At 66.2% G+C, this 13,223-nt stretch carries 12 protein-coding genes; 5 read left to right on the top strand and 7 right to left on the bottom strand.

The genetic code is table 11. The features are described 5' to 3' along the window. Positions 1 to 48: 48 nt before the first annotated feature. Entirely contained in the window at positions 49 to 1,527 is a 1,479-nt protein-coding gene (locus BV210_RS09250; protein ID WP_077206390.1) for an amidase, read from the bottom strand. 236 nt (positions 1,528 to 1,763) lie between these two features. On the opposite strand from BV210_RS09250, the gene BV210_RS09245 reads away from it, so the two are divergent. Next, positions 1,764 to 2,456, top strand: a complete 693-nt coding sequence (locus tag BV210_RS09245) for a GNAT family N-acetyltransferase (RefSeq protein ID WP_084802607.1) — start codon at positions 1,764 to 1,766, stop codon at positions 2,454 to 2,456. A 53-nt stretch (positions 2,457 to 2,509) separates the two neighbouring features. Here the strand turns inward: BV210_RS09245 and BV210_RS09240 are convergent, their stop codons facing one another. The 3 genes from BV210_RS09240 to BV210_RS09230 form a co-directional block, all read right to left on the bottom strand. Continuing rightward, positions 2,510 to 3,805 carry a HAMP domain-containing sensor histidine kinase gene (locus BV210_RS09240; protein ID WP_157525951.1) on the bottom strand — a complete coding sequence of 432 codons (1,296 nt, stop codon included), beginning with the start codon at positions 3,803 to 3,805 and terminating at the stop codon, positions 2,510 to 2,512. A gap of 277 nt (positions 3,806 to 4,082) precedes the next feature. Continuing rightward, positions 4,083 to 4,406 carry a hypothetical protein gene (locus BV210_RS09235; RefSeq protein WP_077206387.1) on the bottom strand — a complete coding sequence of 108 codons (324 nt, stop codon included), beginning with the start codon at positions 4,404 to 4,406 and terminating at the stop codon, positions 4,083 to 4,085. Further along, on the bottom strand, positions 4,406 to 4,765 hold the full coding sequence (locus tag BV210_RS09230; RefSeq protein WP_077206385.1) for a helix-turn-helix domain-containing protein: 360 nt from the start codon (positions 4,763 to 4,765) through the stop codon (positions 4,406 to 4,408). Before BV210_RS09230 ends, BV210_RS09235 begins: the two co-directional genes overlap by 1 nt. 371 nt (positions 4,766 to 5,136) lie before the next feature. Here BV210_RS09230 and BV210_RS09225 point away from each other — a divergent pair, with 371 nt between their 5' ends. Next, positions 5,137 to 6,129, top strand: a complete 993-nt coding sequence (locus BV210_RS09225) for a hypothetical protein (RefSeq protein WP_157525949.1) — start codon at positions 5,137 to 5,139, stop codon at positions 6,127 to 6,129. A gap of 2 nt (positions 6,130 to 6,131) precedes the next feature. Next, positions 6,132 to 7,889 (top strand): carbamoyltransferase C-terminal domain-containing protein, encoded by a 1,758-nt coding sequence (locus BV210_RS09220; RefSeq protein WP_077206383.1) that lies wholly within the window; start codon positions 6,132 to 6,134, stop codon positions 7,887 to 7,889. A 116-nt stretch (positions 7,890 to 8,005) separates the two neighbouring features. Here BV210_RS09220 and BV210_RS09215 read toward each other — a convergent pair whose 3' ends face one another. Further along, the gene (locus tag BV210_RS09215) at positions 8,006 to 8,998 is read right to left on the bottom strand and encodes a radical SAM protein (protein ID WP_077206382.1); all 993 of its coding nucleotides are present in this window, start codon (positions 8,996 to 8,998) and stop codon (positions 8,006 to 8,008) included. A 105-nt stretch (positions 8,999 to 9,103) separates the two neighbouring features. On the opposite strand from BV210_RS09215, the gene BV210_RS09210 reads away from it, so the two are divergent. After that, on the top strand, positions 9,104 to 10,186 hold the full coding sequence (locus BV210_RS09210; protein ID WP_077206381.1) for a DUF373 family protein: 1,083 nt from the start codon (positions 9,104 to 9,106) through the stop codon (positions 10,184 to 10,186). Positions 10,187 to 10,267: 81 nt separating this feature from the next. Beyond that, positions 10,268 to 10,516, top strand: coding sequence for a HicB family protein (locus BV210_RS09205; protein WP_077206380.1), 249 nt, complete (start codon positions 10,268 to 10,270; stop codon positions 10,514 to 10,516). Between the two features lie 269 nt (positions 10,517 to 10,785). Here the strand turns inward: BV210_RS09205 and BV210_RS09200 are convergent, their stop codons facing one another. Together BV210_RS09200 and BV210_RS09195 are read right to left on the bottom strand one after the other, a co-directional pair. Beyond that, the gene (locus BV210_RS09200; protein ID WP_077206379.1) at positions 10,786 to 11,628 is read right to left on the bottom strand and encodes a polyprenyl synthetase family protein; all 843 of its coding nucleotides are present in this window, start codon (positions 11,626 to 11,628) and stop codon (positions 10,786 to 10,788) included. A gap of 84 nt (positions 11,629 to 11,712) precedes the next feature. Then, positions 11,713 to 12,774 carry a zinc-dependent alcohol dehydrogenase family protein gene (locus BV210_RS09195; RefSeq protein ID WP_077206378.1) on the bottom strand — a complete coding sequence of 354 codons (1,062 nt, stop codon included), beginning with the start codon at positions 12,772 to 12,774 and terminating at the stop codon, positions 11,713 to 11,715. Between the last annotated feature and the right edge of the window lie 449 nt (positions 12,775 to 13,223).

Raw genomic sequence — 13,223 nt, 5'->3', positions numbered from 1 at the left:
TTTTAGGCTAGCCTAAACCACCATAAAGCTGGCGGGTTTTAGGCCGGCCTAAATTCTGGCGGCCGTCTCAGTGCGATATCGATCGGCCCACGGTCGGACGCGCTCGAACGCGGCGCTGGCGGCGATGACCTGCGTGTCCGCGAACCGGGGACCGGCGATCTGCAGCCCGACCGGAAGCCCCTCACCGACGGTTCCTGCCGGGACCGACGCGGCCGGGTGGCCGGTGAAGTTGAGCAGGAAGGTGGGGCACCAGCCGATTCGCGGGTCGACCGGTTCGCCGTCGATCTCGGCCGGACCGAGCGTCGACCCCTCCGTCGCGTTCTCGACGGGGGGATGACAGACCGTCGGCGAGACGAGCAAATCGTACTCCTCGAAGACGTCCTCGATAGCGTCGTGAACCGCCGTTCGGACCACGTGGTGGTGGAGGTACTCCGTCGCCGTGGTGCGCGTTCCGGACTCCAGCAGGGCGACGAGACTGTCGGTCATCTCCTCGCGGTGGTCCCGGAGCAGATCGACGTCGTCGTGTCGTGCGAGCCACTCGTTCATCGCCGCGAGATTCGCACCCACGAGCGTCGTCCAGGCGTCTGTCAGTTCCGCGTGGGTGTATCCGATCTGAACCTCGACCGGTTCGACCGTGGCCCCCGCGTCACCGAACGCCTCGACGGCGTCCTCGACCGTCTCTTGGAGTTCGCGGTCGACCGGAAAGGTTCCGTAATCCGGGGTGTAGGCGACGGTGAGATCGTCGATCGGGCGTTCGACGGCGGCCCGATAGGACGCCGGCCCGTCCGGCAGGCTCGACGGGTCCCGGGGATGGTGGCCCCCGATCACGTCGAGCACGAGCGCGGCGTCGCGAACGCTCCGCGTGATCGGCCCGTGCGTGGACCGGATCCCGAGTTCGTCGGCGAACCCGTCCGGTCGCGTCACGTCCGGGACGCGTCGAAACGTCGGTTTGAACGCGTACACGCCGGACCACGCCGCGGGGATGCGGAGCGATCCACCGGCGTCCTTCCCGTGTGCCACGGGTGCGAGTCCGTCGGCGACCGCCGCGGCGCTGCCCCCGGAGGAACCGCCGGCGTTCCGCGAGAGATCGAACGGGTTCCGGGTCGGGCCACGGAGCGGGTTGTCGGTCGTCGCCTTGTGATCCAGTTCCGGCGTGTTGGTCGTCCCCACGATCACCGCCCCCGCTGCTTCCAGTCGGGTGACGACGGTCGAATCTGTCCGGGAAACGGTGTCACGAAAGGGGACCGATCCCATCGTTCGCAGTAGGCCTGCCTTCGAGGCGGCGGACTCCTTCAGCGCCACGGGAACCCCGGCGAGCGGACCGACCGGACGGCCGTCGTCGATCGCTCGCTCGATGTCGGCCGCCCGCTCCCGGGCCGCGTCGGCCGCGACCTCGGCGTAGGCGTTCAGCCTGTCGTTTCGGCGCTCGATCCGGTCCAGCACCGCGTCGACGACCGCGACCGGCGAACGGTCCCCGCGACGAACCGCCGCCGCGATATCCGACGCGGACGCGTACGCTACGTCCATGACTGGGGCTTCGCTGTGGCGACCTCGTCGGTCGCCCGTTCGTTGAAATCGGTCGATGCGTCCGGCAGTGCGGTTCCGTCGTACTGCGAAGGGCCCACTGGCATTCGGTAATTCACGCACGGGACGACACCCTTATTATGTTTTAGGTCGGCCTAAAACATGATGACAACCGAACGAACGTATCGGGCGGTCGGCCGACTGATCGCCGCCCCGTTGGCCGTTCTCGGGGGAGACAGATGACACCGACGGACGAGATACAGGACCCGACGGAGGCCAGGTCCGAGGGGACGCCCACTCTCGGCCCGGACGCGACGATCAGGTCGAACTACGCGTTCCAGCGGTACGACCGGGCGATAGAGCGGACCGTCTCCGTTCGCCCGGCGACGATGGACCGTGATCTCGGCAGATTGCACGCCTGGCTCGGCTACGACCACGTGGCGGAGTTCTGGAACCTCGATCTCCCGTTGCCGGCGTTTCGGGACCACCTCGCCGGGAAACTCGCGGAGGAGCACCTGACACCGTACGTGGGCTACATCGACCACGTCCCGATGAGTTACTGGGAGCTGTACTGGCCGGCCGAGTACGAACTCGATGCGTACTACGACGCCGAACCGGGCGACCGGGCCGGACACCTGCTCGTCGGCCCCCCGGAGTACGTCGGCAACGGCTACGCGAAGGCGCTCTTCCGCGCTATAGCCCGCATGATGTTCTCACACCCCGAGACGAACCGGATCGTGGGCGAACCCGACGTCGACAACGACGTCGTCATCCACCTGCTGAAGCAGTTCGGTTTCGAGGCTCACCACGAGTTCTACTTCGAGGAGGCCGAGAAAGACGCCCTGTTGATGATCTGTGAACGCGACGATTTCGAGGACGCGTTGTCCGAAGACACGAACGCCGGGATCGGTCACGGAAGGACGGACGGATGAGCCACACCGTCCCTGAGAAGGGAGCGCCCGAAACCCGTCTCGTGACGGGCACGTTACCTCGAAGTCGATACATCGGCTGGTTGCGTGGTGACGTCGGTGTCCGCTCCGGAGTCGGTACGCCGGGAGATGTCGTCGGTCGCGCCGACGAACTCGAACCGGGCACCGCCCGCGTCGCTCGCCACGATCCGCGGTTCCCAGCCGTGGGCCCTGGCGACCCGATCGACGATGGCTAGCCCGAGCCCGGTCCCGGAGTCCGACGTCGTGTACCCAGCGTTCAGTATCGCGTCGCGCTCGTCTTCGGGAACACCCGGACCGTCGTCCTCGACGTAGAACCCGTTCGGGAGCGACCCGACCCGGACGACGACGCTCGTCCCGTCCTGTTCGTCGGTGTCGGTGGACTCCGACGGACCGCTCGTGGAACCGTGTTCGACAGCGTCCTCGGGAGCCTGCGACCGAGGGCTTGTCGAACCGTGTTCGACAGCGTCCTCGGGAGCCTGCGACCGAGGGCTTGTCGAACCGTGTTCGACACTGTTCCGGAAGAGGTTCTCGAACAGTTGCTGGAGTCGGTCGGTGTCGCCCTCGACCGAACCCGGATCGTCCACCACGAGCTCGGCGTCCGCAGTCGCGACGTTCCGCCAGCTCTGTTCGGACAGCTCCGACAGGTCGATCGGTTCGGTTTCGTCGATCGCCGTCCCGGATCGTGCGAGCGCGAGCGACCGGTCCACGATGGCCTCGATCCGTTCCAGCGACGACACGACGTGGTCGACGTGTTCACAGTCGCATTCCTCGGAGGCCAGTTCCAGCCGCATCTGCGCGACGTTCAACGGGTTCCGGATATCGTGTGAGACGACGCTGGCGAATTCGTCCAGTCGGTCGTTTCGCCGCTCGACTTCCTGTCGCTCGACCCGGTGTCGTTCGGCCGCGACCGCGCGGTCGATGCCCCGCGCCTCGAAGATACCGATACCGAGCCCGCTGGCACTTCCCACGGCCGCGGCGAACTCCGCCCACGCGAAGTACTCGTACAGTGAAACCTGGTCCCAGACCACCATGATGAGCACGTTGAGAAGCAAAAAGCCCACTAGCCCGGCCAGGAACCAGACCCCGATACGAGGATACCGCCGACTCGGCAGTCGATCCCCCCGGAGCCAGTAGCCGCCGTAGAGGATCGCCGCGACGAACGGGCCGATGGTGGTGATATTCAGGAGCAACTGTTGCCATTGCTCCGAGGTCGTCGGGACCCCCTGGAACGCCAAGGAGACACCGAACAGCAGGAACGTAAACAGGAGCCCGACCGCCAGAACCAGTTCCGGAAGGTGGTTCCGCATCCGGGTACGGACTGGCCCAATCACGGTAACTGAACTCGTTTCTCCAGCGGTTTAACTGGCCACCCCAGAATATCAGCAGTGATTCTTCGAGTGGCGTAAAGAACCCAGATCGCCGAACGTCGTGTATAGAGGTTCGTTTCGCCAGCGGTTAACTAGCCGCCTAAAATATCAGCAACGATTCTCTAGGTGACCTGAAGAAGTCGGGCTGGTGCATGTCGTGCATAGAAGAATCACGTGAAAGACTAGTTCCGGTCTGAAATGTTTGCTGTCGAGAGTCTGTTCGCCGTTCACGGGAGACCGATCAGTCGACCTGTCCCGGGACGCCGTCTGGTGGTTCATCGCTCTCGGTAGCGGCCGTTCCGGGGACGAACAGGGAAACGGCGATGAGCCCCATTCCGACCCCGGTCAAACAGGTCTGGATCGCCCCGGAGAGCAGCGTCGACAGGTGGAACACGTTGTAACAGACGCCTTCGATGACCGAGCCGATGCTGAGGAACGCGAACCCGCCGGCGACGATGAGCATCCGCTGGCTCCGCTCTCGCCTGAACGCTCGATATCCCTGGACGGCGACGAACAGGCCGAGGACGACGATCACCGCCTTCGCGAGGAGGAGTCCGACGAACATCACTCCGCCCCCAGTTGCATCGCGTCCCAGATCGTGCTGAACCGGTCCGGCGCGTCGTCGCGCCTGTCGACGTCGATCTCGAGTGTCCCGTCTTCGAGGGTGACGGCGAGACGGTCGAGGTTCGACTCGTATCGTTTGAAGTGGTTACCGTCGTCCTGGATCTCGACTCGCTCGCGGAGTAAGCCGTGTTCGAGCAGGTCTTCGATACGCCGATAGACCGTCGCGAGCGATGCGTCACAGTGGTCTTCCAGCCGCTTTGCCGACATCGCCTGCTGGTCGGTCACCGTGAGAATTCGTTTGCCGATGTCGTCACTGAGCATGTCGATGATCCGATCGTCCGGTCGCTCTGCTTCGGCCACGGGATGGCGAGGCTACGACTGTCGAGTATATACTTACTCGGCGGATAAACCGGCTCGCGATCCCCGGGAACCGCCGCGGAGTGAGCGTGTCCGACCCGGGCGGGGAAGGCGACCGATCGGCGCGTTTGCAGCCAGTGCGAACGCGCTGGTGCGTTTATTCTGAAACGGCTCCACTGTCCGGGTACAGTGACCGCCAGACACGACGACTCGACTGCTGTGACCCAGAGCGAGCGACGGAGTGCCGGGTGCGGATCGGCCGGCCGATCGAACCGCCTCGGCACAGTGGCGAACACCCACTCGGGCGGGAGACGAGACGCGCACCGCGTCACGGGCGAGGGGAAGCCGACCACATTCGGCCCGGAGGTGGGCCGATGACGGACCGACGTGCGTCCCGACGGCGTGTGCTGGTGGGTACCGGCGCCCTCCTCGGGCTTGCCGGCTGTACCGAGCTATCCGATTCGAACGCCAGTTCGACTCGCTCGTCACCGACGGAGAACGCTCCGACGGAGACGGACACTGCGGACACGACGACGACCTCGGAGACAGACACGGAAACCGAGGAGGGGCCCGGTTACAAGCAGTACCACTGGCACGGACGGCTCTTCTTCGAGATCGACGGCACGCTCGTCGATTTCGACCAGCCGAAATACTACCTCGACAACATCGAAGACGAGCGTCCGGAGACGGTGTACTTCCACTTCCACGACGGGGCACACGGCCCCAACGAGTGGAGTAACGAGAAGCGGATCGTCACGTTCCAGCGGGCGTTGAATCTGCTCCCGGACATCGGATACGAACGACGCGACGGCGCTCACCGGATCACCTACGACGGCACGACGTACGATGGCTCCCGATCCGGAACGGACGTCTCGATCCACCGCGGGACGGAACGGATCGACCCGACGACGTACGAGGTGCAACACGACGACAACTTCTGGATCAGCATCCAGACCGAGACGGCGTCCGGGTCCGGAACCGACGAACGCAGCGGCAAGCTAATCGTCGACGTGAACAACCGTCGGCTCGATTTCGGCGCGGACGCGCGGCAGGCGGGTTCGGACCGGTTCGAGTTCAGGGACGACGGCCAGCCCTACACCTGGTACAGCGCAGGCGACCCGGTGACGCTCGAACACGCACTCGCCACCGTTCCGAACGTCTCGTACGAACAGCGTGACGGGAGCCACGTGGTCAGCTACGAGTCCGGCGGCGACCACGCGGGAACCTACCACGAGACCGACGACGCGACCCAGATCATCGTCCGCGAGCGGACCACCCCCGTCGATCCCACCTCGTACACGCTGCAGGACGGCGACGTCGTCTGGGTGTACGTCCACACAGCGAACGCCCCCGACAACGAGCACTGACCATGTCCAGTTACGTACTCGCGTTCAAGCCGGCGATCGATCTGTACGGACAGCACGACCCGAGCGCCGCCCTCTTCGAAGACGGGCGTCTCGTCTACGGAATCGAGGAGGAACGGCTCACCCGCCAAAAACACGCGGTCGACACCTTCCCGGAACGGGCGATTCGGGCGTGTCTCGACCATCGCGACCTCGCACTGTCGGACGTCGACCGGGTGCTCCTCCCCTACGACCCGTCTCTCCAGTCGAAGCTGCTCCCCCACTACGTGCGGGACGCGGTCCGGGTGGACGGCCCAGTCCGGACGCTCGCATCCGTCGAGAACCTCGTGAAGACCCAGGTGAAAAGCCGGTACTTCCCGACGCGTGAGATAGAGTCCAGACTGGCCGCACTCGGCGATTCGGTGCCGCCGATCGAGACGCGGGCACACCACGCCTGTCACGCGGCCAGCGCCTTCCACCCCTCGGGCTTCGAGGATGCGCTCGTACTCACCGTCGACGCCAAGGGCGAGTACGACTCGACAGTGGTCTGGCAGGGCGACTCGGGGGGCCTCGAACGCGTCCGGACCTACGAACACCCGAACAGCCTCGGCCTCTTTTTCGCCGTCGTCACCGAGTACCTCGGCTATCGCATGTTCAACGGCGAGGGGAAAGTGATGGGACTTGCCCCCTACGGGAGTGCGAACCCGGACATCGAGAGCACGCTCCGATCGCTGATCGACCCGGGCGTCGACTACGACGTCACAGAACTCACCCGTCGGTGGGGGACGGGCCACGGCGTCCGTCGCCTGGAGGCTGCATTCGGCCGCGACCGGGTCGAGACGCCCGAGGCGTTCAGCCAGTGGGAGAAGGACCTGGCCTATACCGCGCAGAAACTCCTCGAGGAGACGGTACTGGACATCGTCGAGGAGTACGCCGGGACGGTGGGGAGCAGCAATCTCGCGCTCGCGGGCGGCGTCGCCCTCAACTGCAAACTGAACAAGCGACTCCGGGAGTCCGAGACCGTCGACGACATCTTCATCCAGCCGGTGGCACACGACGCCGGCCTCGCCCTGGGCGCGGGCTGGCTCGATCAACCCCCCGCAGACGTCCCCCGCCTCGACACGGTGTACTACGGCCCGGAGTACGACACCGACGCGATTCGCGACCGCCTGGACACGAACAAGATCCCGTATCACGAACCCGAGGACACCGAGCGCGTCGTCGCCGAGCGGCTGGCGGACGGCGACCTCGTCGGGTGGTTCGACGGCCGGCTCGAACTCGGCCCCCGGGCGCTCGGGAATCGGAGTATCCTCGCCGATCCCCGGACCACCGAGTCCCGCGACCGCGTGAACCAGTTCGTGAAACACCGCGAGGAGTGGCGCCCCTTCGCGCCCTCGATACTGGAAGCCGCCGCGGACGACTACCTCGTCGACGGCGAACCGGCCCCGTTCATGATCTCGGCGTTCGACGTCGACCCCGACAGGCGCGAGGAGATCGAGGCGGTCTTACACCCCGCCGACGACACGACGCGCCCCCAGACGGTCAACGAGCGGCAGAATCCCCGATACCACCGCCTCATCTCGGAATTCGCCGACATCACCGGGGTCCCGGTGCTGCTCAACACGTCGTTCAACGACCACGCCGAACCCATCGTCACGACGCCGACCGAGGCGGTGAAGGACTTCTTCGGGATGGGGCTGGACGTCCTCGTCCTCGAGGACCTCGTCGTCGAGAAATCGGCCGCGAAGACCGCGCGACAGGCCGCGCCCGTCGGGAGTGTGTGAGGGGACCGGCCCCGAAGAGACCGACGGCTATCGTCTGTGATCGGGTCCGTGCAGCCCACGGTAGCCGGCGCGCACACGCTCGCCTTCGCCTCGCGTCCGGGTGAGCAGGGCGCCGGTCAGACCGGCGTCCGCTCGACGACCTGCCCGTCGTAGGTCGGGTACTGCTCGACGATCTCGCCTTTCTCCAGGTCGCCGTCTTCGATCATCTCCTCTAACAGCCACCAGGCCACCTCGACGTGGTCGGATTTGACGGTGTAGAACTCTTCGGGCACGCCCAGGGCCTCGAACCGCTCTGGTTCGGCCCACGTCTTCCCGTAGACGAGCGTCCCGTCGTCGGTCACCTCGTCGAACGAGCGGCGGATCTGCCGGGCCATGCGCTTGAGTCGGCGGCGGTGCTGGGCGGCGTCCTTGAAGACGGAGGTACAGAAGTAGACCTTCTCGTGGTCGCCCATCACCTCCAGAATCTCCTCGCGGGAGTCCTCGACGGCGCTCATGTGGCCCTCTTTCAGCTCGTAGCCTGCTTCCTGCATCCGCCGGTAGTTGCCGTCGGACATCTCGAACTCGTTGATGTTGCAAAAGTCGGCTGCGCCCTCGTCGAGAAAGTCCAGGAACTCCGTCTCGGGGCGGATGCCGGGAATCTCGAACGCCGGTGTGAGGCCTTCCTCCCGGGCGATGTAGAGGATGTCCTCCCACTCGGTGCCGTGGAGGTCGCCCCACTGCTCGAACGGCGGGTGGAATCGTATCTCGTCGAGGCCGGCCTCGCTCAGACGGCGCATGTTCTCGCGGCCGCCCGTGATGCCGGTGTAGAGGTGGGTGTGGAAGTCCTCGCCGTACTCCTCCTTGAGCAGGGAGAGGTAGCGAGTCGTTCGCTCCATCGCCTCCTGTGGTTCGCCGCCGGTGATGGACGCACCGAGGGCGTCCATGCGTTCGGCCTCCTCGATCACGTCCTGGTCGTCCTCGACGAGGCGTTCGTTCGCGTACACGTCGGTGACGTTCTTGCGGTTCTCGCCGAGCGGGCAGTAGAAACAGTCGCGCTGATCGCAGTAACCGTAGACGAACAGGACGAGCTTGCCGCCCTCCGCGCACTGTTCACAGCCCTTCGAGATCATCGGTTACCATCCTTTTCCGGTCGAGCGGCAAAAGCCGTGCGATAGGCGTCCGGGACGAGTCGCGGCCCCAAAAGCTGTTAAGCGCCAGCGGCGAAGTGGCCACTGATGCTGCTGGTCCTGTGTGTGGACCTCGACGACGACCTCGGACGCAAGACCGGCGTCGACACGCCGGTGATCGGCCGTGACGCCGTCGAAGAGGCCGCCGTCGCGCTCGCGACCGCCGACCCCGAGGACTCCGACGTGAACGTCCTCTTCGAGGGCCTCCACCTCCAGAACTCCATCGAGGACGAGGACGTCGAAGTCGCCGCAGTGACCGGCGTCGACGGCAAGGACGTGGCGGCAAATCGCAAGGTGGGCGAGGAAGTCGACACGGTGCTCGCGAGCATCTCCGCCAGCGACGACGTGCGTGCCATCGTCGTCACCGACGGGGCACAGGACGAGAGCGTCGTCCCCGTCATCCGCTCGCGAGTCTACATCGACGGCGTCCAGCGCGTCGTCGTCCGCCAGGCACAGGATCTGGAGTCGATGTACTACACCATCAAGCAGGTGCTCGACGACCCCGAGACCCGCGGGACGATCCTCGTCCCCCTCGGCATCCTGCTTCTGATCTACCCGCTGGCGATCGTCGCCGACTACTTCGGGATGCCCGGCGCGGTCTTCGGGATGACCTCCGGGCTGCTCGGGCTCTACATCCTCGGCCGCGGGCTGGGTGTCGAGCGGGCGCTGGACGCGGCCATCGACCGTCTGCGATCGGTGTTCTACGCGGGTCGCGTGACGCTTATCACCTCCGTCGTCGCCGCCGCACTCTTGCTCGTCGGCGGCGTCGAGGGCGTCCAGTCGCTGGAGGCCACCCAGACCGACCGCGGGACGTTAGGCGCACTGGAAGTCGCGGCGGCGCTCGTGTACGGGGCCGTCCGCTGGTTCGCCGCCGCCGGCATCACCTCCAGTCTCGGCCGCGTCACCGACGAGTTCCTCGCCGGCGAGTTCAAGTGGCACTACCTCAACGCCCCGTTCTACGTCGTCGCCATCTCGGCAGTCCTCTACGGGATGAGTGCCTACTTCCTCGATATGGTCTCCCTCTCCTTCCTCGCGGCGACGCTCACCGGCGGTACCATCCTCGGCCTCGTCAGCACGCTCGCCTTCGCCGTCGTCGAGTCCCGTGTCCAGACGGATCGGCCCCCGGCCTGAGCCGGCGCCCGAAACCACCCGGCGACGTCATCGACCGATACCGACAGAACGCTTATTCGACCCCCGGTCGTATGCCACCTCATGTCAAGCCGGGAGATCCGTCTCATCGAAGAAGCCGACGGCGAGTGGTCCGCGGTCGACGTCGAAACCAGCGTCGTCAGCCAAGGCGAGACCCGTCAGGAAGCCCTGGAAGTCCTCGACGAAGCCGTCGCGCTCTACACCGACGACGACGGCACGGCGATCGGCGACGAAGTCGCGTACCTCGAAGACCACGGAATCAACCCGGCCGAGGTCACCGATCCGCGGGACCTTCCGGATTTCATGCAGTAGCGAGGGCGAGCGATGCGAGGACGAACGCAGTGAGTCCTCGGAATAGCGAGCGGGGAGGCACGACCCGCGAGAAAGCGAGCCCTCGGAATAGCGAGCGGGGAGGCACGACCCGCGAGAAAGCGAGCCCTCGGAATAGCGAGCGGGGAGGCACGACCCGCGAGAAAGCGAGCCCTCGGAATAGCGAGCGGGGAGGCACGACCCGTGAGAAAGCGAGTCCTCGGAATAGCGAGCGGGGAGGGCGAGCAGCGAGGGTCGAAACGGAACGTCCGTTATCGCTCTCTGACCACGACGAACTCCGCCAGATCCTCCAGATACGCGAGTGCCTCGGAGTCCTCGGCGTCGACCGTCGACAGCGACGCCAGTGCCTCGTCCGACATCGCGCGTGCGCGCTCGTTGGCCTCCTCGGGGGTGAGGTCGGTCACCTGCACGAGCGACGGGCGGTCCATCTCCGCGTCGTGGCCCGTCGGCTTCCCCAGGTCGTCGGCCTCGGCGGTCGCGTCCAGCACGTCGTCGCGCATCTGGAAGGCGATGCCGACGCGCTCGGCGTACTGCCCGAACGCCTCGACCGTGTAGGCGTCGGCGTCGGCCGCGATCGCGCCCAGTTCGGCGGCCGCACGGAACAGCGCCCCCGTCTTCCGGCGGGCCAGTTCCATGTACTCGGCCTCGTTTTCCGGCTGGGCGACCAGTTCCGTGGCCTCCCCCTCGCCGAGTTCGACCAGCGACTCCGAGACGGCCTGCATCGCCCGCTCGTCGCCGGAAAACAGGGCGAAGGCCTCGCCAAGCAGGCCGTCCGAGGCGATGATCGCCGGGCCGAAGCCGTATTCGGCCCACGCGCTCGGGACGCCCCGCCGCACTTCCGAGTCGTCGATGATGTCGTCGATCACCAGCGAGGCGTTGTGAACGAGTTCGACCCCCACGGCGAAATCGACCGCGTCGGCCGGGTCACCCCCCAGCGACTCACAGACCAGCACCGTCACCGTCGGCCGGACGCGCTTGCCCCCCGAGAGCGTGACGTGGCCGAGTTCGTCGGCCAGTTCCGCCGGCTCGACCCCGTCGAGGACCGCCTCCAGCCGCTCCTCGACGCGCGCCCGTCGGCGCTCCAGATACTCCATTGGCGGACCGTTAGGACCAGGGCCCAATGAGGCTGACGAACCTGCACGTGCCCGCGACGGCCCGCTCACCACCGTGGCGACCGCTCAGAACGAGTCGACGACCGGGATCCCGTCCGTCTCGAAGTCCGTCATCGCCGCCAGCTTGTCCGAGACGTCTTCGAGTCCCACGGTCTCCGAAACCACGGCGCTGGGGTCGAGTTTCCCCGTCGCGACCATGCGGAAGATCTCGTCGTAGCGGGTCGGCGGCATCCCGAACGAGCCGACGAACTCGATCTCCTGCATCACCATCGCGTCCGTCGGGACCGCGACCATCCCCTCCTCCTCCTCGGTCGTCAACCCGATCTGGAGGTGTTGGCCGCGATTCCCCAGGCTCAGGATGGAGTTCCGACAGGTCTCGGCGACGCCCAGCGCGTCGACGCTGATGTCCGCGCCGCCGTCGGTGATGTCCTTCACGGTCCCGGCCACGTCCTCGGTCTCGGCGGCGTTGACCGTCTCGACCGCGCCGAGGTCCTCGGCGTCGGCCAGTTTCTCGTCCTTCAGGTCGACGGCCACGACGTTGCCACCGAGGGCGTCGGCGATGTGGACCGCCGACAGGCCCACGCCGCCACAGCCGTGAACGGCCACCCAGTCCCCGGCCGCGAGGTCGGCCCGGTGGGCCAGCGCGTGGAAGGAGGTCATGAACCGACAGCCCAGCCCGGCCATGTCCACCGAGGAGACACCGTCCGGGAGCCCGACCGCGTTGTGGTCGGCGAAGGGCACGTGGACCTCTTCGGCGAAGGCCCCCTGGGCCTGCTTGACGAACCCCAGCGGCATGCCGTTCTCGCAGGTGTTCGAGAAGCCGCGCCGACACTCCGGACAGGCCCCGTCGCCGAGGTTGAACGGGATCGCGACGTGATCGCCCTCGCGGACCCCCTCGACCTCATCGCCGACCGAGACGACACGTCCCGCGGGCTCGTGCCCGAGGATCTGGCCCTGTTCGGTCTCGATGTCCAGCCACGCCCAGTCGCCCTGCCAGCCGTGCCAGTCGCTCCGACAGATCCCGCAGGCCTCCGTCTCGACCACGACGCCGTGTGGCTCCGGGTCCGGGGCGTCGACCTCCTTGATCGCGAGCGGTTCGCCGTGTTCCTCGAGGACTGCTGCGCGCATAACGTAACATACGTTGTCTCATCAGAGCATAAAGGTTAACACCGGATTCGAGAGCGGCCAAACTGTCGTCAGGTGGAAACCTCTGCGCCGCGGTCGAGCGGGACCGAAACCGCCGCTCAGGGCTTCGCAGTCGCAGGTGAACGGCGATCCGCGAAAAATGAAGCGTGGTTTCCGACTTACACGTCCGGCACGGCGCCACCCCACCTTTTTCCGCTCGGGTGCCCTCCGGGCACCGTCTGCTCACGGGCGCTTTGTGCCCGTTCGCATGGTATGCGGGAGTGGTTCGAGAGAGCGAAGCTCGCTCGTCATCACGAGGGACTTCGTCCCTCGAACGACTTCGCTCCCGCACTACTCGCGCAAAAACGTCCCCAGAAATCAGAGATTTCTGGCGGGCTGCCCAAGAGCTTCGCTCTTGTGAACGTGGGCGAAAAAGCGGCCGCTCACGACGT

This window comes from Halorientalis sp. IM1011, assembly GCF_001989615.1.
GTDB lineage: Archaea > Halobacteriota > Halobacteria > Halobacteriales > Haloarculaceae > Halorientalis.
The sequence above is the reverse complement of the archived record's forward strand: the minus strand, read 5'-3'. Positions and strand labels throughout refer to the sequence as shown.